At 43.7% G+C, this 23,125-nt stretch carries 17 protein-coding genes and 1 riboswitch; of the genes, 8 read left to right on the top strand and 9 right to left on the bottom strand.

The genetic code is table 11. The features are described 5' to 3' along the window. Positions 1 to 210: 210 nt before the first annotated feature. Complete coding sequence (locus DWZ47_RS28685; RefSeq protein WP_002559159.1) at positions 211 to 381, bottom strand: DUF362 domain-containing protein; 171 nt, start codon at positions 379 to 381, stop codon at positions 211 to 213. A 180-nt stretch (positions 382 to 561) separates the two neighbouring features. Between DWZ47_RS28685 and metA the strand changes: the two genes are divergently transcribed. Genes metA through DWZ47_RS28665 form a run of 4 tightly spaced genes read left to right on the top strand, consistent with a single transcriptional unit; the run spans position 562 to position 5,014 of the window. Beyond that, positions 562 to 1,479: a homoserine O-succinyltransferase gene (gene metA / locus DWZ47_RS28680; protein ID WP_004299113.1), complete on the top strand. Its 918-nt coding sequence runs from the start codon at positions 562 to 564 to the stop codon at positions 1,477 to 1,479. After that, positions 1,476 to 3,305, top strand: coding sequence for a peptidase U32 family protein (locus DWZ47_RS28675; RefSeq protein ID WP_004306403.1), 1,830 nt, complete (start codon positions 1,476 to 1,478; stop codon positions 3,303 to 3,305). Before metA ends, DWZ47_RS28675 begins: the two co-directional genes overlap by 4 nt. After that, positions 3,302 to 4,447, top strand: a complete 1,146-nt coding sequence (locus DWZ47_RS28670) for a zinc ribbon domain-containing protein (protein ID WP_004309061.1) — start codon at positions 3,302 to 3,304, stop codon at positions 4,445 to 4,447. Before DWZ47_RS28675 ends, DWZ47_RS28670 begins: the two co-directional genes overlap by 4 nt. A gap of 39 nt (positions 4,448 to 4,486) precedes the next feature. Then, positions 4,487 to 5,014, top strand: coding sequence for a GNAT family N-acetyltransferase (locus DWZ47_RS28665; protein WP_004326443.1), 528 nt, complete (start codon positions 4,487 to 4,489; stop codon positions 5,012 to 5,014). Between the two features lie 517 nt (positions 5,015 to 5,531). On the opposite strand, the gene DWZ47_RS28660 is transcribed toward DWZ47_RS28665, so the two are convergent. From DWZ47_RS28660 to DWZ47_RS28640, 5 genes are all read right to left on the bottom strand, one after another. Next, entirely contained in the window at positions 5,532 to 7,994 is a 2,463-nt protein-coding gene (locus DWZ47_RS28660) for a TonB-dependent receptor (protein ID WP_182281666.1), read from the bottom strand. A 90-nt stretch (positions 7,995 to 8,084) separates the two neighbouring features. Beyond that, on the bottom strand, positions 8,085 to 8,687 hold the full coding sequence (locus DWZ47_RS28655; protein ID WP_004306407.1) for a response regulator transcription factor: 603 nt from the start codon (positions 8,685 to 8,687) through the stop codon (positions 8,085 to 8,087). A 16-nt stretch (positions 8,688 to 8,703) separates the two neighbouring features. Further along, entirely contained in the window at positions 8,704 to 10,356 is a 1,653-nt protein-coding gene (locus tag DWZ47_RS28650) for an NAD(P)/FAD-dependent oxidoreductase (protein WP_004306408.1), read from the bottom strand. Between the two features lie 66 nt (positions 10,357 to 10,422). Continuing rightward, complete coding sequence (gene radA, locus DWZ47_RS28645; RefSeq protein WP_117515532.1) at positions 10,423 to 11,790, bottom strand: DNA repair protein RadA; 1,368 nt, start codon at positions 11,788 to 11,790, stop codon at positions 10,423 to 10,425. Positions 11,791 to 11,876: 86 nt separating this feature from the next. Beyond that, entirely contained in the window at positions 11,877 to 12,914 is a 1,038-nt protein-coding gene (locus tag DWZ47_RS28640) for an asparaginase (protein WP_032852820.1), read from the bottom strand. 401 nt (positions 12,915 to 13,315) lie between these two features. Here DWZ47_RS28640 and thrA point away from each other — a divergent pair, with 401 nt between their 5' ends. From thrA to thrC, 3 genes are read left to right on the top strand one after another with little or no spacing between them, the layout of a single operon-like run. After that, on the top strand, positions 13,316 to 15,751 hold the full coding sequence (gene thrA, locus DWZ47_RS28630; protein WP_004299126.1) for a bifunctional aspartate kinase/homoserine dehydrogenase I: 2,436 nt from the start codon (positions 13,316 to 13,318) through the stop codon (positions 15,749 to 15,751). Positions 15,752 to 15,758: 7 nt separating this feature from the next. Then, positions 15,759 to 16,967 carry a cofactor-independent phosphoglycerate mutase gene (locus DWZ47_RS28625; protein ID WP_117515534.1) on the top strand — a complete coding sequence of 403 codons (1,209 nt, stop codon included), beginning with the start codon at positions 15,759 to 15,761 and terminating at the stop codon, positions 16,965 to 16,967. A gap of 13 nt (positions 16,968 to 16,980) precedes the next feature. Further along, entirely contained in the window at positions 16,981 to 18,282 is a 1,302-nt protein-coding gene (gene thrC / locus DWZ47_RS28620) for a threonine synthase (RefSeq protein ID WP_004309069.1), read from the top strand. A 132-nt stretch (positions 18,283 to 18,414) separates the two neighbouring features. Here thrC and DWZ47_RS28615 read toward each other — a convergent pair whose 3' ends face one another. The 3 genes from DWZ47_RS28615 to DWZ47_RS28605 are packed head-to-tail and all read right to left on the bottom strand — an operon-like array spanning position 18,415 to position 21,911. After that, complete coding sequence (locus DWZ47_RS28615; protein WP_117515530.1) at positions 18,415 to 19,041, bottom strand: thiamine diphosphokinase; 627 nt, start codon at positions 19,039 to 19,041, stop codon at positions 18,415 to 18,417. Beyond that, entirely contained in the window at positions 19,038 to 19,649 is a 612-nt protein-coding gene (gene pnuC / locus DWZ47_RS28610) for a nicotinamide riboside transporter PnuC (protein WP_117515528.1), read from the bottom strand. The genes DWZ47_RS28615 and pnuC overlap by 4 nt, the downstream gene beginning before the upstream one ends. A gap of 12 nt (positions 19,650 to 19,661) precedes the next feature. Continuing rightward, positions 19,662 to 21,911 carry a TonB-dependent receptor gene (locus DWZ47_RS28605; RefSeq protein WP_117515526.1) on the bottom strand — a complete coding sequence of 750 codons (2,250 nt, stop codon included), beginning with the start codon at positions 21,909 to 21,911 and terminating at the stop codon, positions 19,662 to 19,664. A 1-nt stretch (position 21,912) separates the two neighbouring features. Beyond that, positions 21,913 to 22,009: riboswitch (TPP riboswitch) on the bottom strand. 127 nt (positions 22,010 to 22,136) lie between these two features. On the opposite strand from DWZ47_RS28605, the gene DWZ47_RS28600 reads away from it, so the two are divergent. Further along, positions 22,137 to 23,045 carry a mechanosensitive ion channel family protein gene (locus DWZ47_RS28600; protein ID WP_004299133.1) on the top strand — a complete coding sequence of 303 codons (909 nt, stop codon included), beginning with the start codon at positions 22,137 to 22,139 and terminating at the stop codon, positions 23,043 to 23,045. The last annotated feature ends 80 nt before the right edge of the window (positions 23,046 to 23,125 follow it).

Raw genomic sequence — 23,125 nt, 5'->3', positions numbered from 1 at the left:
GCTTTGCGCATAAAAAAGGCTGTGTCAGCGTTTTGACACAACCTCATTTTTTTGTTTTCGAGAGGGGGACACTTCATTCCATTTTTTAGTTGAATATAAATAATCTGTGTTTATCTGTGTAATCTGTGGTGGAGAAAATAAAAAAAATGTAGAGCAATAAAAAAGGCTGCCTTCCGTAGAAAGCAGCCTATAGATTTTTTGTAGCTTGTATTATTCAGCCGGGTGAATTGCTTCAGACGGACAAACGTCTGCGCAAGTACCACAGTCAGTACATACATCTGGGTTGATAGAATAGATATCACCTTCAGAGATAGCTTCTACCGGACACTCGTCAATGCAAGTTCCGCAAGCAATACAATCGTCACTAATTACGTAAGCCATTTTTCTAAGATTTAAATTATTAGTACTAATTTCTTCGGCAAAAATAAGGCTTTTATTGATTAGTTGTTATGCTTCGATGATTAAATTGACTTAATTTGTACGTCTTCTAAATAAGCAACCTCCCTATAATCTGCTATATTTTTCGTATTTTTGCACTCAAATTACTAATATATAGCGATTATGCCTTTAAATTTACCCGATAAACTACCTGCGATAGAGCTTTTGAAGGAAGAAAATATTTTTGTGATCGACACTTCCCGCGCTACGCAGCAAGATATTCGTCCGCTACGGATTGTGATTCTGAACCTGATGCCGTTGAAGATTACAACGGAAACAGACTTGGTGCGCTTACTTTCGAATACACCTCTTCAGGTGGAGATTTCGTTTATGAAGATCAAGAGCCACACGTCGAAGAATACACCGATAGAACACATGAAAACGTTCTATACGGATTTCGATCAGATGCGTCATGAGAAGTATGATGGTATGATTATCACCGGAGCTCCTGTAGAACAGATGGACTTCGAAGAAGTGACCTATTGGGATGAGATTACGGAAATCTTTGATTGGGCACGTACGCATGTCACTTCTACCTTATATATATGTTGGGCAGCGCAGGCCGGATTGTATCATCATTATGGAATTCCTAAATATCCGTTGGAAGAGAAAATGTTCGGCATCTTTGAGCATCGTGTACTGGAACCTTTCCATTCCATCTTCCGTGGTTTTGACGATTGTTTCTATGTGCCGCATAGCCGTCATACGGAAGTGCGCAGGGAAGATATTCTGAAAGTTCCGGAACTGACGTTGCTTTCCGAATCGAAAGAGGCCGGTGTCTATATGGCAATGGCACGGGGCGGACGTGAGTTCTTTGTCACGGGGCACTCTGAATATTCTCCGCTGACACTGGATACGGAATACCGCCGTGACTTGGATAAAGGCCTGCCAATAGAGATTCCCCGCAATTATTATATAGACGATGATCCTGAAAAAGGCCCGTTGGTACGTTGGCGTGCTCATGCCAATTTGTTGTTCTCCAACTGGTTGAACTACTTTGTTTATCAGGAAACACCTTACAACATCAATGATATTAAATGATAAAGCAGCGTAAAATAGAACTTCTCGCTCCGGCGAAAAACTTGGAATGTGGTATTGAAGCTATCAACCATGGTGCAGATGCTGTATATATCGGTGCTCCGAAATTCGGTGCCCGTGCGGCAGCTGTGAACTCATTGGAAGATATTGAAGCATTGGTGCAGCATGCTCATTTGTATAATGCACGTATTTATGTCACGGTCAATACGATTCTGAAAGAAGAAGAGTTGAAAGAGACGGAGGAGATGATTCATGCACTTTATCGGATTGGTGTCGATGCACTGATTGTACAGGATATGGGAATCACGAAACTGAATCTTCCTCCGATACCACTTCATGCCAGTACGCAGATGGACAATCGTACGCCGGAAAAAGTGAAGTTCCTTTGGGAAGCAGGTTTCCGTCAAGTGGTGTTGGCGCGGGAGTTATCGTTGCGTGAAATAAAGAAGATTCATGAAAGCTGTCCGGAAGTACCTTTGGAAGTATTTGTACATGGTGCTCTTTGTGTCAGTTATAGCGGGCAATGCTATGTTAGTCAAGCCTGTTTCGGTCGTAGTGCCAATCGTGGAGAGTGTGCACAATTCTGCCGTCTGCCTTTTAGTCTGGTAGATGCAGACGGGAAAGTGATTGTCAAAGACAAACATCTGCTTTCCCTGAAAGACATGAATCAAAGCGACGAATTGGAGCAACTACTGGATGCCGGAGCTTCTTCATTTAAAATAGAGGGACGACTGAAAGACGTATCTTATGTGAAGAATGTGACGGCTGCTTATCGCCAGAAACTGGATGCGATCTTTGCCCGTCGTCCGGAATATGTACGTGCTTCTTCGGGTACGTGTAGTTTCGAATTTAAACCACAACTCGATAAGAGTTTCAGTCGTGGATTCACGCATTATTTCCTGAATGGACGTGATAAAGAGATTTTCTCTTTCGACACTCCTAAGTCGCTGGGTGAAGAGATGGGAACCATGAAAGAGGTCCGGGGCAACTATCTGACAGTTGCCGGACTTAAATCCTTTAACAATGGAGACGGTGTTTGCTATATCGACGAACAGGGACGTTTGCAGGGTTTCCGTATCAACCGGGTGGACAGTAACAAACTCTATCCGCAGGAAATGCCCCGTATTAAGCCGCGTACTACACTGTATCGTAATTTCGACCAGGAATTTGAACGAATCCTTTCCCGCAAATCTGCCGAAAGGAAAATCGCAGTGAAAATCTTGCTTGCCGACAATAATTTTGGTTTCTCCCTGACATTGACTGATGAAGATGATAATAGCGTCACAATCACCCTCCCTCGTGAGAAAGAACTTGCCCGCACTCCACAGACGGACAATCTGAAAACGCAACTGTCCAAACTGGGGAATACACCTTTTGAAGCAAAAGAAATAGAAATATCCTTTACCGGAAATTGGTTTTTGCCAGCTTCAGTGTTAGCCGATTTCCGCAGACAGGCAATCGACCAATTGATAACTGCCCGTCGAATCAATTATCGTCAGGAATTGGCAGTATGGAAGTCAACGAGTCATGCTTTCCCACAAACTACATTAACATATCTGGGGAATGTAATGAATACCCGTGCAGCTTCTTTCTATCAAGAACATGGGGTACAACAGGTAGCGGCAGCATACGAAAAAGAAGCAGTGGAAGATGCGGTACTGATGTTCTGCAAACATTGTTTGCGCTATAGTATGGGCTGGTGTCCTATCCATCAACGGGTACGTTCGCCTTATAAAGAGCCCTATTATTTGGTGTCGAATGACGGCAAACGTTTTCGTCTGGAATTTGATTGTAAGAATTGTCAAATGAAAGTAAAGGCGGCACAATGAGGATAATTAATCACGGAATCATTCGTCACAGAGGACGTAGAGGAGACAACGTTTCAACTCATTCTTCCGGTACCGGTCGTTTGAACGGTTTGTGGAAGAGAGATGGAAAATTATTCTCCATGTTCTCTGTGTCTTCTATGTCATCCGTGTCTTATAGTAACTTTGTGTTCTCTGCATTCTCTATGGTGAAGTCTGTCATGGGCTTGCTATTGTGTCTGTTTCTGCTTTCGTCTTGTTATTATAAAACGCCTGCTCTGGATTCGGAGGAGCTGTCGAAGAAAACAAAAGATTCGCTGACTTACCTGTATGAACGCCATTATACATGGAATACAAACTTGGAAGTAGTCGATGATTCCATCTCTTTGGAATGCCTCCCAATAAAAGATACTTTTATTCAGTTGAATAGGGGGGATAGGGTAGTGGTTGCAGAGTTTGCGGTTCATCCTGCCGATAGTGTAGACAGCATTTGGGTGAAACTGGCACATACACAAGATGAACAGGGTTGGATACGTGAGAAAGAACTCAAGAAGTCATTTGTACCGACTGATAGTATTTCGCAGGCTATTCATCTTTTCAGCGATACACATGCCTCTTATTTTGTGGTTATTTTTGCTTTATTTGTTGGGGCTTATTTGTTTCGCGCTTTCCGTCGGAAGCAGTTGCAGATGGTTTATTTTAATGATATTGACAGTGTTTATCCCCTGTTTCTTTGTTTATTGATGGCTTTCAGTGCAACGATTTACGAATCAATGCAGGTCTTTGTACCGGAAACGTGGGAACATTTTTATTTCAATCCAACTTTGTCACCGTTCAAAGTTCCTTTCATTCTCTCTGTTTTTCTGTTGAGTATTTGGTTGTTTCTGATAGTAGCTTTGGCGGTGTTGGATGATTTGTTCCGACAATTGACTCCCGCTGCGGCTATCTTTTATCTGCTGGGACTGATGTCCTGCTGTATTTTCTGTTATTTCTTCTTTATCCTGATGACACATATCTATATCGGTTATCTATTCCTGGCCTTTTTTATTTTGGTTTTTGCGAAGAAGGTCTATCGAAACATTGGGTATAAGTATCGTTGCGGACATTGCGGGGAGAAACTAAAAGAGAAAGGTATATGCCCCCATTGTGGAGCGATTAACGAGTGATTTTATTATCTGTTTTATTTCTGAATAACTTTTCAAATGATGGAAATCAGACCTACCGAAATAAAAGATCTCCCTTTAGTGATGGAGATTTATGACTATGCCCGTGCCTTTATGCGTGCAACCGGGAACACGACCCAATGGATTGACGGCTATCCGTCGGAAGCATTGATTCGTCGGGAAATTGAAGAGAGTCATAGCTTTGCCTGCATAGATGAACAAGGAGAAATTCTGGGAACTTTTTGTTTCATCTTGGGAGAAGATCCTACTTATCAACAGATTTATGAAGGTGCATGGCTCAATGACGAACCTTATGGAGTGATTCACCGGTTGGCAACGAACGGAAAGCAGAAAGGGGTGTCGGAAGCTTGTCTGGACTGGTGTTTCGAACGTTGGCCTAATGTCCGGGTAGATACTCACCGGGATAATAAGGTCATGCAACATATACTGACGAAGTATGGCTTTCAACGTTGCGGTATCATTTATGTAAAGAATGGGACGGAGCGTATCGCTTATCAGATGGAGCGTTTGCATGGTGGGGTGGAGGAATCTGATCGTACTGAAGTATAGGTCAGGCACGTTGGATTATGAACGAAGCAGTCTTAGGTATAAGCAAACTGATAGCAAGCAGTAGGTAAACTAATGCCGAAGCATTGATAAAGTTCCGGTAAGGTGCCGGTATAGTTGTGTGAGGGTACCGCTATCTTTACCTTCCCACGGCCGTGGTAACTTCTTCCCACAGTTGTGACGAGATCCTCCCACGGCCGTGAAGAGATGCTACCACGGCCGTGGAGAGTTAAGGATAGCGTAGCTCTGACAGAACAATACCGATTGGGTAAATCAAGTATAACGGCTTTATAATGCAAACTTCATAGGGACATACGTTCTTCTATCCCGTATTCTATGCTGTTAATCTACAAAGAGACAGGCTGACAATAAAAGTCCGAATCTTTTATTGTCAGCCTGTTTTGGGTTATTGTCAGCACTTATTGTCAGCTGTTAATGCGTTGAAAATCATTATTCTATATGGATGAAATCTTTAGCTGACAATAAAAAGACTAAATAATATCCTTATGAGTAAAAATGATTAGAAGCGGCAGCGAAGATCTACCCCAAATTGCATTGGGCGTCCTTTCTGCATGAAACCTTTGTTCATTGTTTCGAAATAGAAGGCGGCATAGTCTTTATTCAGGAAGTTGCGTGCCCAGAAACTAATCATTGCATCACCGATTTCCAGATTCGTTCTCCAGTTGAGTGTGCCGTAGAAGGATTGGCTGACGTCGTTTTGTTCAGTCCAGTAGATACGTCCGGCAGCGTTATAGTTCGCTTGGAATACAACCCGGTCGAAGATAGAACGTGGGCTGCAGGTGATGGCATATTCTCCACCGATATTTAATGTATGCTTGGGAACAAAGGGAACATATTTGCCATTGTAATCCGTAATTATGGGAGTGCCATCTTTTTTCTCTTCGGTGATTACATAATCAGTAAAGGTGGCATACGTATATCCATAACTGGCATTCAGGCTAAGTTCTTTAGTCACACTGGCACGAAGAGCTGCTTCTGCACCATAGCTGCGACTTTTTCCTGCATTAATCGTGATACGCCCCAAACCACTTTCTGCAAATTGGGAGAGTTGTTGGTCGCGGGTATCCATGTAGAATGCTGCGACGTCGGCCCAAAGTCTGCCTTCCCATAGAGTAAGATGACTACCTACTTCGTAGTTCCACGAATATTCGGGTTTGTAAGTGGTGGACGCTTTTACATCAATTTCTTTTGCAGGCACCATTTGGTCCATCATTTTAATAATAGTTTCTCCCCATATAGCATCTTGCCCTATTGTCGGACTTTCTTTGATGGCATTCATCATCGAATTTTTCAATTCTGTTTGTGATAAGTCAGAGAACATTTGGATGTTATATCCTCCCGAACGATATCCCCGGGTAACGGTGGCATAAACGTTATTTTGATTCTTCCATTCATATTGAATAGCAAATTTGGGTAGAAGCTGTACATAATCAGTCGAGAGTTTGCCTACAAAAGAGGCCGGAGCTTTCATATTCTGATCGGACAGGTTGATTTGGTTGGGGCCCATAGCTAAGTGAAAATCGAAACCAAAATCGATAGGAGTGCTAAGAGAATTATACTTCATACTGATTTTCTCGTAATCGAGCCGGAGGCCGGCTGTAACGGACAGCCCTTCTATGAACAAGTTGTTGAAAGTAGACTGATGATAAAGTGCACCGCTAAGAGTCGGGGTATCGAAAGTTCCTCCTACGCTTAAAGTCGGGTTGTGTACAGTCATTCCCATGGTGGGAGCTCCGGGTTTGGCAGATGCTTCTTCAAAAGCAGCATTGGCGTTGTTTTCAATGACCGACTTCACTCCTTCTTCTTTAAACAAAACAGGACCTGTAGTATGCAGCCATTGATAGAATCCGAAAGCTCCCGTAGCCCATTGCCATCTTTTTCCGGGTTTGGCTTTCAACACAATCTCTTCGGAAATGGTGTTTGCACGTTGCTTTTGCTCAATATTGAAAATATCTCTTTCTGTGAAATCCTGATCGAGGAACATACGGTCATTCAGGTTCTGATAACCTGTCACGGCACTTAATATAAAGTTGTTAGCTTGATATTCGATGTTAACACCGGAGTTGAGCAATCCACGGCGGTAACTACTGCGGTCGTTATATGAAATCTTTCCGATATAATCTGCCCGGTCTTCTGTAATTTCTTTACCGTCTTTTTGAGCTTTGGCTATGGCACTGGGAGTAATACCGGTATAATAATACGGATACCCACCTTGATCGCTATATTCATAGCTAAGTGCCATATCTATTTTTAGATTAGATGTCGGCAGGTAAATTCCACGAAAACGTCCGCCTCCGGCGTTGCTTTTGTCGACCTTTTCGTTATTTCTTGCCGAATTTTCAAAGAAGCCACCTGTGTGTTCGTAGAAACCTCCGGTAGAAAAAGCGAAGCGGTCGGATGTGCGGTGATAGTGGGTGAGTGAAACATTATAATTATTGTAAGTTGCTGCTCCCATGCGAATATCGGTGCCTTGATAAGTGAAAGGAGATTTAGTATGTACCTTGATAAGCCCTCCCATCGTGTTACGCCCGTAGAGAGTACCTTGTGGTCCGCGAAGAATATCAATACGTTCGATATCAGCATAGTTGAAGTCGAAAGCGGATTTGTCGATATAAGGGATATTGTCTACATAAAGTCCTACGGACGGAGTATTGATGCGTGAACCGATTCCACGGATATAAATCGAAGTAGTCAGTTTGGAACCATAGTCAGGGATAAACAGATTGGGAACAATACCTGTCAGGTTCTTCACGGAATTTACCTGATTGGCGCGCATATTGTCTTGCGATAAAACGGTGGCGGCTACCGGCAGATCACGTAGTTTACGGTTCTCTTTTGGAGTAGCAATCACTACCACCTCTTCGATGTCTACTATTTTTAGTGAGTCTTTGGGGAAATCTTCAGCCCATGCTGTCCCTGTCGTCAGGAGCATGAGGGCAATCATAATCTTCTTTGTCTTCATCTGCTGTTAATTTATCTGGTGCAAAGTAACGGCAAATATAGATGACGGTCAATCCTCATTTATTAGGATTATGACTTATTTTTTAAGAAGTCAGATTCGGTCCGCTTCGATATATCCGTTCATTACAGCATAAATAGTCAGCCCGGAGACGGACTTAATGCCTAATTTCTCCGTGATATTTTTTCGGTGAGTGATAACGGTAGTCAGGCTGATATTCAGTTTATCTGCTATTTCTTTGTTGATTAATCCTTTGGTTATCAGTACGAGCACTTCTATTTCACGGGCGGATAGAATTTCCTGATGAGGCTGCATCGGAGGCATGGGTGGCATATCTTTTACCGGATAACCGTCATGGTGAGCATGTTGGTGAAGTTTCAATATGTTTTTCACCAACTCTTCTTCGGATTCATGAATGTTGAGTACGGGTACACCGGACAGTTGGAATTGCGGACTGTCGCTTGCCAATACAATCGTTTTTCGTTTCCGGGGGAGAAAGAAAGCATTGTGCTCCACGTAAATCTGTGCGGAAATGAAATAGTGGGCATACATATCGGGAGTATCGTCCATCAGTTCGCTGAAGTGATGAAAAGTCCGTATGGTTGCCATAGGAATCATTTCCTCCAGGATTCCTTTCAGACCGAGACAGGTCAATGTATTGGCTTCTACAATTGCTATTTCGGGTTGATAATTCATTTTAGTGTAAGTTTAATTAATGATTGAAATAGTTGGCTACTGCTTCTGCACATCGTTCGCCGTCCACTCCGGCAGACACAATTCCTCCGGCATAGCCTGCCCCTTCTCCGCAAGGAAATAATCCACGAACGGTGACATGTTGCAGAGTATCCTTATCGCGTATGATACGAACGGGAGAAGAAGTTCGTGTTTCCACACCAATCATTACTGCCTCATTTGTCAGGAATCCGTGACTGCTTCGTCCGAATTGTTGGAAACCAAGGGATAGCCTTTTGCTAATAAATGATGGCATCCAGAAATGAAGTGGAGACGAAATCAATCCCGGACTATAGGATGACTCGGGCAGATCGTAACTCAATTTCTTGCGGGTAAAATCCAGCATGCGTTGTGCCGGAGCAGTCTGTCGTCTGCCTCCCTGCAACCAGCATTGACGTTCCAATTCCTCTTGAAAATGAAGAACAGATAGTAACTGTGAATTAATCTCTGAAAGTTGTGAACTTTTCAAATTCGGGTTTAGTGCCATCAGCTGTTCATCTTGTTGCGCAGCCAATTCTTCATTCCTCATTTTTAATTCTTCATTTCCCAAATCTTCCGGTTGAATTTCCACTACCATTCCCGAATTACTCCACCGTGACCCACGGTTGGCAGGAGACATTCCGTTTACTACCACTTGTTCCGGTCCGCTGGCAGCAGGAACGATAAAGCCACCGGGACACATACAGAAACTATATACTCCTCTGCCTTCTGCCTGTGTTACAAAGCTGTATTCAGCAGCGGGCAGGTATTTGCCCCGTCCATTCTTATTATGGTATTGTATTTGATCGATCAACATGGCCGGATGTTCCAGACGTACCCCGACAGCGATTCCTTTCGCTTCAATCGTCACATTATTGGCAGCCAGCCAACGATATACATCTCTTGCCGAATGTCCGGTTGCCAGTATCACAGGTCCGAGAAAGGTCTTTCCTGTATTTGTTTCGATACCTTTGACTTCATCGTTCTCAATAATCAATGCATCCATTCGTGTCTGGAAATGTACTTCTCCGCCACATTCGATAATGGTGTTCCGCATATTTTCAATGACACGTGGCAATTTGTCTGTTCCGATATGCGGATGCGCATCCACCAATATCGAAGTCGAAGCTCCATGCTGGCAAAATACGTTCAGAATCTTATCTACATTTCCTCTCTTCTTGCTCCGGGTATAGAGCTTCCCATCCGAATAAGCTCCTGCACCTCCTTCTCCGAAACTGTAATTCGATTCCGGATCAACAGTGTGTTCCCTGCTGATTTGTGCCAGGTCTTTTTTACGTTCGCGCACGTCTTTTCCACGTTCGATGACGATAGGGCGTAATCCGAGTTCAACAAGGCGTAAAGCAGCGAATAGGCCGCCGGGGCCTGCACCAACGACAATCACTTGCGGTTTTCCTTCTACATTATTATATATAGTACGTTCGTACTCATCTTCTTGTGGCATTTCCTTGATGTATGCTCTCACCTTCAGATTGACGAAGATAGTCCGCTGGCGTGCATCAATACTCCGTTTCAAGATTCGGGTAGCGGTGATGTCACGTAAATTCAGACCTTTTTCTTTAGAAAGATATTCCTTTAATTTCTGTTCGTTTGCTGCGATTTCGGGAAGTATACGGAGTTGGTATTCTTGTGTCATTTAGTTATTATTGATATTGTTTTTGATTATCCAATTAGAAAAACGGGCTATTTATGCATCAGTGTCTTATCCGAATAAAGCCCTGAACGCCTCTTCTACTTTTCTTACCGGTACTAATTCTATCTTCAGTTTTTGGGTATCGATCCCTTGCAAGTTATATTTGGGCAGCAAGAAGCGTTTGAAACCTAACTTTTCAGCTTCACCGATACGCTGTTCAATTCGATTCACAGGACGTATCTCTCCCGACAGACCGATTTCTCCCGCCATACAAACTTCCGGTTCAATGGCTGCATCCATATTGGAAGAAAGGATCGCACTGATAACCGGCAGGTCGATAGCCGGATCATTCACTTTCAATCCTCCGGCAATATTCAGGAACACATCTTTCTGTGCCAACTTAAATCCCACCCGCTTTTCGAGAACAGCCAGCAGCATATTCATTCTTCTCAAATCGAAACCGGTTGCCGAACGTTGCGGATTTCCGTAGACTGCAGAGCTTACCAAAGCTTGTGTTTCAATTAAAAACGGGCGAATCCCCTCAATGGCGGAGGCAATGGCTACCCCGCTCATCCCTTCATGATCCTGACTTAGCAAAAGTTCGGAAGGATTATTTACCTGGCGCAACCCATCCTGACGCATTTCATAAATACCTAATTCTGCCGTACTACCGAAACGATTCTTGATACTGCGTAGAATACGATACATATAATGTTGGTCGCCTTCAAATTGAAGAACAGTATCTACGATATGTTCCAGCACTTTAGGTCCTGCAATACTTCCTTCCTTATTAATATGTCCGATCAGCAATACAGGCGTATGCGTTTCTTTCGCAAAACGAAGAATAGACGCCGAACATTCTCTGACTTGCGCTATACTTCCGGGAGACGATTCGATACTTTCGGTGGAAATAGTCTGTATAGAGTCGATAATCACTAAATCGGGATTTGTATTCTTGATATGCACATAAATCTGTTCGAGTGAAGTCTCGCAAACGATCAGGCAATCGCTGGAAGTGTCAGAGAGACGGTCGGCACGAAGTTTCAGCTGTCGTGCACTCTCTTCACCGGATACATAAAGAATCTTCTTTTCCGGCATGTGCAGTACGGTCTGCATGACGAGCGTCGATTTACCGATTCCCGGTTCGCCGCCTATCAGGACAAGAGAACCCTGTACAAGTCCGCCCCCCAATACACGATTCAGTTCATCATCGTGCATATTGATGCGTGGCTCATCGTCTGCCTCTATATCGCTAAGTGCCAGTGGCTTGGGCTTCTGTGTTTCAATGCCCGACACCGGACGGCGGTTAGTGGCTTCTTTCCGTACGATTTCCTCAACATACGTATTCCATTCTCCACACGACGGACATTTACCCACCCATTTCGGTGAATCCTGTCCGCAATTACTGCATACATATACGGTTTTCTCTTTTGCCATCGAAATTCCTTTCTTCTTGTAGGGTACAAAAATAGGGATAATTTATTAGAAATAAGTTATCCCTGCCTAATAGAAATAGATGAAGCCTACAGAGTTATCTCTCCTGCTATCGAACGGTTCATCCGGTCGCGTACCTCATCCGGGGTATATCCATGTCCCAGTAAGAACATTAATTTAGTGACTGCCGATTCCGTTGTACTGTCATATCCGGAGACAACGCCTGCCTGCAATAACTGGTATCCTGTTTCGTAACGTTCCATTTCTACCATTCCTGCGCTGCATTGTGTTACGTTGACAATCACAATTCCACGTTCACTGGCTTGACAGAGCCGGCGTATAAACCATTCCTTTCGGGGAGCATTCCCTGAACCGTATGTTTCGAGCACAACCGCCTTTAAACCTTCAATCCCCAGAATGGTGGCAATTACATTTTCCTGGATGCCCGGAAAGAGTTTCAGTACCACTACATTGGTATCCAGCAAATAGTGCGGTTTCAATTCCCGCTCTTCACCATTTCCGTGAATTTGCACATTATTATATTTAATATGGATTCCCGCTTCCGCCAATACCGGATAATTGAAAGAACGGAATGCATTGAAGTTTTCTGCATTCATCTTTGTCGTACGGTTTCCCCGCATCAGGTGATTTTCAAAGAAGATGCATACTTCGGGCACCAGTGCCCTTCCTTCCTTGTTTTGTGCAATGGCAATCTCGATACTGGTCATCAGATTTTCCTTTCCGTCGGTGCGGAGTACGCCGATGGGAAGCTGCGAGCCTGTGAGAATGACGGGTTTGTCCAGTCCTTCCAGCATAAAACTTAGTGCGGAAGCGGTATAAGCCATCGTGTCCGTTCCGTGCAGGATGACGAAGCCGTGGTAACGATTGTAGTTGTCATGAATAATGCGTACCAGCTTCCGCCACATATCCGGTTCCATGTCCGACGAATCCATCGGAGGATCAAACTGATAGGTGTCAATTGGAAAATTGAACTTTTGCAGTTCGGGGATATACTTTTGCAGTTGCTCGAAGTTAAAGTTCTCCAGAGCACCTGTCGCGGCATTCTCAATCATACCAATTGTTCCACCGGTGTATATTAACAATACGGAAGTATTTAATGGGCTCATAAGCTGATTTTGTGCGATTGTTTTCGCAAATATAATAATAGATTTGATAAATAAGTAACAAAATGTCATAAAAGTGAAGGCGAATGACCGGATAAAGCGCAGGCGAAAGATTCTTTTTATCAGAAAAAAACCGAAAAAAGTGATAGATTGAACGTTTTTATTATTACTTTTGCGACACTTATCAAAAACAAGAGTAGAAACAAGGACTATGATGAAGTACTATCCACATACAGTCACATCCATGTGTACCATGACCCTTAGGGGTTAATGGATAGTTTTTGTGTATCTACGTGATTCACGCTTGTATAAGCAGGCAAAATTCAAATTCAATTTTATTCGTAAACAACCAATCGTTCTGTAAAAAGCAAACTTCAGGACATTGCATTTAAATAAGTATCTTCATGAAAGTAATGAAATTCGGCGGAACATCCGTAGGTTCCGTGAACAGCATTTTAAGCGTAAAGAGAATTGTAGAGTCGGCAAATGAGCCGGTAATTGTAGTTGTTTCCGCATTGGGAGGCATCACTGACAAATTGATAAATACATCGAAGATGGCGGCAGTGGGAGATTCAGCCTATGAGGGTGAGTTCCGCGAAATCGTTTACCGTCATGTGGAGATGATTAAGGAGGTGATTCCTGCCGGAGAAAAGCAAGTATCGTTGCAACGTCAGATTGGCGAACTACTGAACGAATTGAAGGATATCTTTCAGGGAATTTACCTGATTAAAGACCTTTCCCCGAAGACTTCGGATACAATCGTCAGCTATGGTGAACGCCTTTCATCGATCATCGTCACCGCACTGATTGAGGGAGCAAAATGGTTCGATTCGCGCACTTTTATCAAGACGGAAAGAAAGCATAGCAAGCACACGCTGGATACAGAATTGACTAATAAACTGGTGAAAGAGGCTTTCCAGTCTATTCCTAAAGTAGCGCTGGTGCCGGGATTCATCTCTTCGGATAAAACGACAGGGGATGTAACAAACCTCGGACGCGGTGGCTCGGACTATACGGCTGCCATTATTGCTGCGGCGCTGGATGCGGCAAGTCTGGAAATCTGGACGGACGTAGATGGATTTATGACGGCTGATCCGCGTGTCATTTCGACTGCTTATACGATTACGGAATTGAGTTACGTAGAAGCGACCGAACTTTGTAACTTCGGCGCAAAGGTGGTTTATCCGCCGACTATCTATCCCGTATGTCACAAGAATATTCCTATTATAATAAAGAATACATTCAACCCGGATGGAGTGGGAACGGTTATCAAACAAGAAGTTTCCAACCCGCAGAGCAAGGCTATCAAGGGGATTTCCTCCATCAACGACACAAGTCTGATTACTGTTCAGGGTCTTGGTATGGTAGGTGTGATCGGTGTAAACTACCGCATTTTTAAAGCATTGGCAAAGAATGGAATCAGCGTGTTCCTCGTCTCACAGGCTTCATCGGAAAACAGTACTTCTATCGGTGTGCGTAATGCCGATGCCGACCTGGCTTGTGAAGTGCTGAACGAAGAATTTGCGAAAGAAATAGAGATGGGGGAGATTTCTCCGATTCTGGCGGAAAGAAATCTGGCAACAGTGGCTATTGTAGGTGAGAATATGAAACATACACCGGGTATCGCAGGTAAACTTTTCGGTACACTGGGACGTAATGGTATCAACGTTATCGCTTGTGCACAGGGAGCTTCGGAAACCAATATCTCTTTTGTGGTCGATTCCAAATCCTTGCGTAAATCATTGAACGTAATCCACGATTCTTTCTTCCTCTCCGAATATCAGGTATTGAACCTCTTTATCTGTGGTGTCGGTACGGTAGGGGGCAGTCTGGTAGAACAGATTCGTTGCCAGCAACAAAAGCTGATGATGGAAAACGGACTGAAACTCCATGTAGTAGGCATCATTGATGCAGCCAAGGCAATGTTCAGCCGTGAAGGTTTCGACCTCGCCAACTTCCGTGAAGAACTGTTGGAAAAGGGCAAGGACAGCAGCTTGCAAACCATCCGCGACGAGATTATCGGAATGAATATCTTTAATTCTGTATTTGTAGACTGTACGGCCAGCGCTGACATCGCATCGCTTTACAAAGATTTCCTGCAACACAATATCTCTGTGGTAGCAGCCAATAAGATTGCGGCTTCTTCCGCTTATGAAAACTATCGTGAACTGAAAACGATTGCCCGCCAACGGGGTGTGAAGTATCTGTTCGAAACAAACGTAGGTGCAGGTCTTCCGATCATCAATACAATTAATGACCTGATTCATAGCGGTGACAAGATTCTGAAGATTGAAGCGGTGCTTTCCGGTACACTGAACTATATATTTAATAAAATCAGCGCCGATATTCCTTTCAGCCGTACCATCAAAATGGCACAGGAAGAACGCTACTCCGAACCGGACCCACGTATTGACTTGAGTGGAAAAGATGTGATCCGTAAACTGGTGATTCTGGCACGTGAAGCCGGATACCGTCTGGAACAGGAAGATGTTGAAAAGAACCTCTTTGTTCCGAATGACTTCTTCGAAGGTTCTCTGGAAGATTTCTGGAAACGTGTTCCAAGTCTCGACGCAGACTTTGAAGCCCGTCGCCAGGTATTGGAAAAAGAAAACAAGCACTGGCGTTTCGTCGCCAAACTGGAGAATGGAAAAGCCTCCGTCGGCCTGCAGGAAGTAGGAGCCAACCATCCGTTCTACGGCTTGGAAGGCAGCAACAATATTATCCTGCTCACTACGGAACGCTATAAAGAATATCCGATGATGATTCAAGGATACGGTGCCGGTGCCGGCGTAACGGCTGCCGGAGTATTTGCCGACATCATGAGCATCGCAAATGTTTAAACGCCTTATGAAACATATTATCATATTGGGAGACGGAATGGCCGATTGGCCAGTGAAGTCATTAGGGGACAAGACGCTCCTGCAATATGCAAAGACGCCTTATATGGATAAGCTAGCTCGCATGGGACGTAACGGCCGCCTGATTACTGTGGCGGAAGGTTTCCATCCGGGTAGTGAAGTTGCCAATATGTCCGTGTTGGGATATAATTTGCCAAAGGTATATGAAGGTCGCGGACCGCTGGAAGCTGCCAGTATTGGTGTGGATCTGAAACCGGGCGAGATGGCAATGCGCTGTAATTTGATTTGTGTGGAAGGAGAAATTCTGAAGAATCACTCCTCCGGACATATATCTACAGAAGAAGCAGATGTATTGATTCAATATTTGCAAGAAAAACTGGGCAATGACCGCGTACGCTTTCATACAGGAGTTCAGTACCGCCATCTATTGGTTATCAAGGGAGGTAATAAAGAACTGGACTGTACACCTCCGCATGATGTACCTTTGAAACCTTTCCGTCCATTGATGGTGAAACCATTGGTTTCGGAAGCGCAAGAAACGGCAGATCTGATTAACGACCTGATTCTGAAATCACAGGAATTGCTGAAAGATCATCCATTGAATCTGAAACGTATGGCAGAAGGTAAAGATCCTGCGAACAGTATTTGGCCCTGGAGTCCCGGTTACCGTCCGCAGATGCCTACTTTCTCCGAGACTTTCCCACAGGTAAAGAAAGGAGCAGTCATCTCGGCTGTCGATCTGATAAACGGAATCGGTTATTATGCTGATTTACGTCGCATCGCAGTAGAGGGAGCAACCGGACTTTATAATACGAACTATGAAAACAAAGTGACCGCTGCCTTGGAAGCATTGAAGACGGATGATTTTGTTTATCTGCATATCGAAGCCAGTGATGAGGCCGGACACGAAGGAGACATCGACTTGAAACTTCTCACTATCGAGAATCTTGATAAACGTGCCGTAGGACCTATTTATGAAGCAGTGAAAGATTGGGACGAACCGGTAGCCATTGCTGTATTGCCCGATCATCCTACTCCCTGTGAGCTTCGTACTCATACATCTGATCCCATTCCGTTTCTTATCTGGTATCCGGGTATCGAGCCGGACGAAGTGCAGACGTATGATGAAATAGCCGCTTGCAACGGTAGTTACGGACTTCTGAAAGAAGACGAGTTTATAAAAGAATTCATGAAATAAGTCACCACAGATTATGAAATATTATAGTACGAATAAACAAGCACCTGTTGCCTCACTGCAAGAAGCGGTGGTAAAAGGGCTTGCTGCCGACAAAGGGCTGTTTATGCCTATGTCTATCAAACCTCTTCCACAGGACTTTTACGATACGATTGATAGTTTATCCTTTCAGGAAATTGCTTATCGCGTAGCCGATGCTTTCTTCGGTGAGGATATTCCTGCCGATACGCTGAAACAGATTGTATATGATACATTAAGTTTCGATGTACCTTTGGTTAAGGTGGCAGATAACATCTATTCACTTGAACTTTTCCACGGACCGACGTTAGCATTTAAAGATGTAGGCGGTCGTTTCATGGCGCGTCTTTTGGGATACTTCATTAAAAAAGAAGGACAAAAGAATGTCAATGTATTGGTAGCTACTTCCGGTGATACGGGAAGTGCTGTTGCCAACGGCTTTCTGGGTGTGGAAGGTATTCATGTGTATGTGCTTTATCCGAAAGGAAAAGTGAGCGAAATACAGGAGAAGCAATTCACTACGCTCGGACAGAATATTACTGCGCTTGAAGTGGACGGAACATTTGATGATTGTCAGGCATTGGTGAAATCTGCTTTCATGGATAAAGAATTGAATGAACACCTTTCGTTGACTTCTGCCAACTCCATCAATGTAGCCCGTTTCTTGCCGCAGGCATTCTATTATTTCTATGCTTATGCACAATTGAAACGTGCCGGAAAAGCTGATAATGCTGTAATCTGTGTACCTAGTGGAAACTTCGGAAATATCACCGCCGGATTGTTTGGCAAGAAGATGGGTTTACCCGTGAAGCGTTTCATTGCTGCCAATAACCGCAACGATATTTTCTATCAATATCTGCAGACAGGTAAATATAATCCCCGTCCGTCTATCGCAACGATTGCTAATGCTATGGACGTAGGCGATCCGAGTAACTTTGCCCGCGTACTCGATTTATATAGTGGTTCACATGCTGATATCTCTGCCGAGATTTCAGGAACAACTTATACCGATGAGCAAATCCGCGAAACGGTGAAGGAAACCTGGAAAGAACATCATTATCTCCTTGATCCTCATGGTGCTTGTGGATATCGTGCATTGGTAGAAGGCTTGAAAGAGGGGGAAACAGGTGTATTCCTTGAAACGGCTCATCCTGCCAAGTTCCTCGAAACAGTGGAAAGCATTATTGGAGAAGCGGTAGAAATCCCTGCCAAATTGCAGGAATTTATGAAAGGCGAGAAAAAAAGCCTTCAAATGACAAAAGACTTTGCGGACTTCAAGAAGTATTTGTTGACGCTTTAATCCTCTTCTTCCTATGAATGAATTTGTGCCACCTTGTTGGCACGGTTGTGCCATCGAAGTGTCACGGTCGTGCCAACAAAGTGGCACAATTGTGACAATAGGGTGGCATAAACCGGATAATTGCAATATAGTTTATATAGAAGCTAAGAATACTAAATATTCTCCCGTACAATGAACAGTAAACTCATTTGCTGTTGCTTCATTAAGCGTTCCTTGCCACCAATTAGTAAAATCACTAAGAGGATAAACTAATCCCTCTCCTTGCAATCCTTTCGCTCCGAAATTGAAAATAGAAACTTGTTGCCCCGGATGAGAGGCGAAAGCTTGCGTGTCTTTGGCGGGGATAAACATACCATAATCGGTAATGGTACGTACCTCGATACCATCTTTCATGTAGTCGATCAGCAGACTGATGTTTCCTAATGTATGATCTTCCCGTTTGCCGGTGGCTCCGACAATGGCAATTCTTCGGAATCCTTTCTTTTGCAGGAAATGAACAGCTTTGGTTTGGTCGTTCGTTTCTTGATCCGCTATCTGATGTACAATAGGGGAGAAAAGTTCTTTATATTCCGGTGAAAGAGAATCCCCGTCACCGATAATTACATCGGGGGTATGCCCACGCAGGATATATTCATTGGCAGCCCCGTCACAACAAACTACAAATTCTGCATTTTCCAGCATTTGCAGGGGAAGAGGATGGCTGGGATATTCGCCATTGGCTAGTATCACGGCTTCGGGAGTATAGTGTTCGTATTTCATTGTATGCTCATTAATTTTTTCCACTTAAAATAGCCAAAGATAGCTATAATGGAGTAAAGTCCATACAAAGCGGAAGTAAAATAAAGGTCTTTGTAGATATAAAGTCCGCAGCAGACAATATCCACAAGAATCCAGGCAAACCATTGCTCGACGTATTTACGTGCCAGCATCCACATGCCGACAATACTTAATGCGGTAGTAAAGCTATCTAGCCAAGGAACATTGCTATCCGTATATGCTATCAGTATCCATGCAATACCGAGGAAAGAAACGATGAATACCAGAAAAAGAGGCAAGTAACATTTTCCCGGAGTATGTACGATAGGAAGATCTTTAGGGGTGTCACCGGTTGAAGCATCTGCTGTCGTCAGTTGACCTTTCTTTTTCCTGTGTCCCCACATCCAGAAGAACCAGCCGTAAATGGCAGCTATCAGGTAGTAGATATTGATGCCAAAGTCAGCATACAATCCGGCTTTGTAATATACGAAGATGTAGATGGCAGGCATCACAATGCCCGCTATCCAAAGGTAGATACTTGCCCGGTACTCTAACCAAAGGTAGATCAGCCCGACAATCGTACCGAATATTTCCAGAAAATTCAATTCCATAACTCTGTGTGATTAAAAGCGGAAAGAAACATGTCCCATAACGTTTGTTCCTGCTTGTGCAGCATATCCGGCATAGTTTCCCCGATTTTCCAGCGTATCGGTGTAGTCACTTGATGCCCAGCCGTTGTTTTCATATTTTTCATTAAACAGATTGTATACAGTAAATCCTACGGTGACTTCTTTCAGTACTTTCTTGGGACGGAAGCTGTACGCCAGATTGAGGTTGCTGACAAAATACTTATCAAGAGTCAGTTCTTCAACTTCTGCGTTTGTCATATACTGTTTGCTCACGAACTGTGATTGCAGGGCAGCTTCGAATCCCTTATAATTGAATGAGAAACGATTGTTGAGTAAGAAGTCCGGTGAGAAAGCAATGTGAGTGTCTTTATGCTTTATCTGAATAGTCGGGAGAGAAGTAGAGCTACCGTCGTCATTATAGTGGTAGCCCGGCAGGCTCTCTACGAAATCCTGAATACGGTTTTTGCTCCATGTAGCGTTGATATCCCATTGAAACCATTTGCACGGTTTGATTCCCAGCATGATTGCGATTCCCATGCGATAACTGTCCGGCACGTTTTCGGTCAGTGCTTCACCTATATCGTTTAAGGCTCCGGTCAGAACCAGTTGGTCGGTATAGTCCATGTAGTAGAAGTTTGCACCTGCTGTCAGCCATTGGTTGGCGAAGGTATATCCTGCTTCATAGTCGAGCAGCTTTTCTGCTTTGGGGTACGAGTCCGGATTACCATCCGTATAATTGTTTCTTGTTGGCTCTTTTTGAGCAACCGAGAAAGAGGCATAGACACGATGGTTGGAAGTGATGTTCCAGTTTAATCCTACTTTCGGATTAAAGAAATCGAACTTTTTATCTACTGCCAGTGGACGCAGCGCATTCTTGCTCCAGTCATATTTATCATTGTTTCCGTCGATGGTATAGTTGATGTGGCGATACTGGAGATCGGCATAAGCACTTAGTCCTCTAGTAAGATCGTAGTTCGCTTTCAGATAAATATTTCCATCGGTCTTCTTGGATTTGTTGCGGTAATATTCATGGTCGGGAGATAGAGAACCTACGTAGTTTTTCACCCAGGGAACTCTTCCGAAGTTATTGCCCCGGTATTGATTCAAACCACCTCCCAGAGACGCATTCAGCCTGTTAGCCGTGTAATTGAGAGAAAAAACGCCGCCGCCGAATTTGTTGTCCATCTTCTTTTGACGGACTAAATCGCTTTTAGATACTTCGGTTCCATCTATTGTAAATGGTTTTAAACCATATTCTATCAGGTATCTGCCGTCTTTGTACTCTTCGTAATAACCGTCACCTTTGGTATAATGTAAGGCAACGTTCAGATTCCAGGCTGTCGAGAAAGTATGATTGAAGAGAAGCTGATAATTCTTTTGCAGATAATTATCTGTTTGGTCGTCGTAATAATATTTTTTGCCGTTGGCATCAGTGTACATTTCCCCGCAAGGATTGTAGCGTCTGCCGAATTTTTCCATTTGTTCTTTTGTTGCGTATCCCCAAGCATGATATGTTTTTTCTTTTCCGGCAAATGCAATGAGCTTCACAGATGTGTTTTCTGCAAAATAACCTCCTTGCAGGTAGTAAGAGTTCAAGTCCACCGAAGCACGGTCTATGTATCCGTCCGTACCGATATTGGAAAGGCGGGCGTCAAACGTCCAGTGGTTATTGAGTAGGCCGGTTCCCACTTTCACTGTTTCCTTGTGCGTGTTGAACGAACCGTATGAACCATTGAATTCGGCGTATGGTTTCATAGATGCGCCTTCGGTTTGCATATTGACACTGGCTCCGAAAGCACCTGCTCCGTTCGTCGATGTACCTGCTCCGCGCTGCACCTGCATATCTTTTACGGAAGAAGAAAAGTCGGGCATATTCACCCAGAACAGGTTATGGCTTTCGGCATCGTTCATCGGTATGCCGTTTACCGTGATGTTGATTCGTGTGCCATCGGTTCCACGTACGCGAAGTGTCGTATAGCCGATACCAGCTCCTGCATCCGATGTGGTCAGTGTGGAAGGAGTCATACTTAGCAGATAGGGGATATCCTGTCCGAAGTTTACCTTTTTGAGTTCTGCTTTGCCTATATTGGTGAATGCCACGGGAGTTTTGGCTGTGGCACGTGTGGACACTACCTGCACCTCTTGCAGGTTTACTACTCTCATACTATCCTTTGCACTCGTCTGTGCATGAACAGTGATACCTGCGCCCAATAAGGCGACAGCCATCCATACAATTCTTTTCATTTTTGCTTACTAATTAGTTCTCTACGCCGGCATTACCCGGATCAGATTCTATGGGTATGTTCTCAGCCCGTCATGTTAAGGCACCCCTACCAGTGAATCGGTGACAAAAATACTGCTTTTGCAGGAGGAAAGCAAAAAAAACTTTTAGATTCACTAAAAACAATATAACTTTGTAAATTGTTGAAATAACAAAACTGCATTTATTCACTTAATATATATTTAATTATGCTACTATTATTGCAAGCAACACAAGCTGCGGACTCTGTGCAAGTGGCTGCAGACGAATTAATGAAAGAGGCGATTGCCAATGCTGACGGATTGGATAAGCTTTCGCTGATTACTCAACAATTGATAGACTTCGGTATTCGTGCCGGAGAACGTATATTGATTGCGGTCCTTGTCTTTGTCGTCGGACGTTTCCTCATCTCGCTGCTCAACAAATTCATCAGGCGTCTGATGGATAAACGAAAAGTAGATGTAAGTATCAAAACTTTCGTTAGAAGTCTGGTCAATATTCTGTTGACAATCCTGTTAATCATTTCTGTTGTCGGTGCCTTGGGAGTTGAGACAACTTCATTTGCGGCTTTATTGGCTTCCGCCGGTGTCGCTGTCGGTATGGCTTTATCCGGTAATCTGCAAAACTTTGCCGGTGGACTGGTTATTCTTTTGTTCAAACCTTATAAAGTTGGCGATTGGATAGAAACACAGCAGGGATCAGCCGGTACAGTAAAAGAAATTCAGATATTCCATACCATCCTTACTACTGGGGATAATAAACTGATTTATATACCGAATGGTTCATTAAGTAGTGGAGTAGTGATTAATTACAGTCACCAGGAAACCCGCCGTGTAGAATGGATTATTGGTATAGATTATGGGGAAGATTACAATAAGGTTCAGCAGATAGTTCGTGATATTCTGGCTGAAGATAAACGTATCTTGAATGAACCTGCTCCGTTTATAGCTCTTCATGCGCTAGATGCCAGCAGTGTGAATGTGGTGGTACGTGTATGGGTAAATAGCGGAGATTATTGGGGTGTTTATTTCGATACCAATAAAGCTATTTACGAAACCTTCAATGAAAAAGGTATCAACTTCCCTTTCCCACAGCTTACTGTGCATCAGGGAAATTGATTGTTATACTCTGATAATTCAAAAAATAAGGAGGTTGTGTCAAAACGTTGGCACAACCTCTTTTATATTTTACAGTTCTG

This window comes from Bacteroides sp. AF32-8BH, from assembly GCF_003435205.1.
In the GTDB taxonomy this organism is placed as follows: Bacteria; Bacteroidota; Bacteroidia; order Bacteroidales; family Bacteroidaceae; genus Bacteroides; species Bacteroides ovatus.
This window is presented reverse-complemented; position numbering and strand designations above follow the sequence as displayed.

What these genes read in the sequence shown, in the direction of transcription:
- DWZ47_RS28685 (WP_002559159.1), bottom strand. Translation starts at nt 381, where the DNA reads ATGGCTTACGTAATTAGTGACGATTGTATTGCTTGCGGAACTTGCATT.
- metA (WP_004299113.1), top strand. Translation starts at nt 562, where the DNA reads ATGCCTTTAAATTTACCCGATAAACTACCTGCGATAGAGCTTTTGAAG.
- DWZ47_RS28675 (WP_004306403.1), top strand. Translation starts at nt 1,476, where the DNA reads ATGATAAAGCAGCGTAAAATAGAACTTCTCGCTCCGGCGAAAAACTTG.
- DWZ47_RS28670 (WP_004309061.1), top strand. Translation starts at nt 3,302, where the DNA reads ATGAGGATAATTAATCACGGAATCATTCGTCACAGAGGACGTAGAGGA.
- DWZ47_RS28665 (WP_004326443.1), top strand. Translation starts at nt 4,487, where the DNA reads ATGGAAATCAGACCTACCGAAATAAAAGATCTCCCTTTAGTGATGGAG.
- DWZ47_RS28660 (WP_182281666.1), bottom strand. Translation starts at nt 7,994, where the DNA reads ATGAAGACAAAGAAGATTATGATTGCCCTCATGCTCCTGACGACAGGG.
- DWZ47_RS28655 (WP_004306407.1), bottom strand. Translation starts at nt 8,687, where the DNA reads ATGAATTATCAACCCGAAATAGCAATTGTAGAAGCCAATACATTGACC.
- DWZ47_RS28650 (WP_004306408.1), bottom strand. Translation starts at nt 10,356, where the DNA reads ATGACACAAGAATACCAACTCCGTATACTTCCCGAAATCGCAGCAAAC.
- radA (WP_117515532.1), bottom strand. Translation starts at nt 11,790, where the DNA reads ATGGCAAAAGAGAAAACCGTATATGTATGCAGTAATTGCGGACAGGAT.
- DWZ47_RS28640 (WP_032852820.1), bottom strand. Translation starts at nt 12,914, where the DNA reads ATGAGCCCATTAAATACTTCCGTATTGTTAATATACACCGGTGGAACA.
- thrA (WP_004299126.1), top strand. Translation starts at nt 13,316, where the DNA reads ATGAAAGTAATGAAATTCGGCGGAACATCCGTAGGTTCCGTGAACAGC.
- DWZ47_RS28625 (WP_117515534.1), top strand. Translation starts at nt 15,759, where the DNA reads ATGAAACATATTATCATATTGGGAGACGGAATGGCCGATTGGCCAGTG.
- thrC (WP_004309069.1), top strand. Translation starts at nt 16,981, where the DNA reads ATGAAATATTATAGTACGAATAAACAAGCACCTGTTGCCTCACTGCAA.
- DWZ47_RS28615 (WP_117515530.1), bottom strand. Translation starts at nt 19,041, where the DNA reads ATGAAATACGAACACTATACTCCCGAAGCCGTGATACTAGCCAATGGC.
- pnuC (WP_117515528.1), bottom strand. Translation starts at nt 19,649, where the DNA reads ATGGAATTGAATTTTCTGGAAATATTCGGTACGATTGTCGGGCTGATC.
- DWZ47_RS28605 (WP_117515526.1), bottom strand. Translation starts at nt 21,911, where the DNA reads ATGAAAAGAATTGTATGGATGGCTGTCGCCTTATTGGGCGCAGGTATC.
- DWZ47_RS28600 (WP_004299133.1), top strand. Translation starts at nt 22,137, where the DNA reads ATGCTACTATTATTGCAAGCAACACAAGCTGCGGACTCTGTGCAAGTG.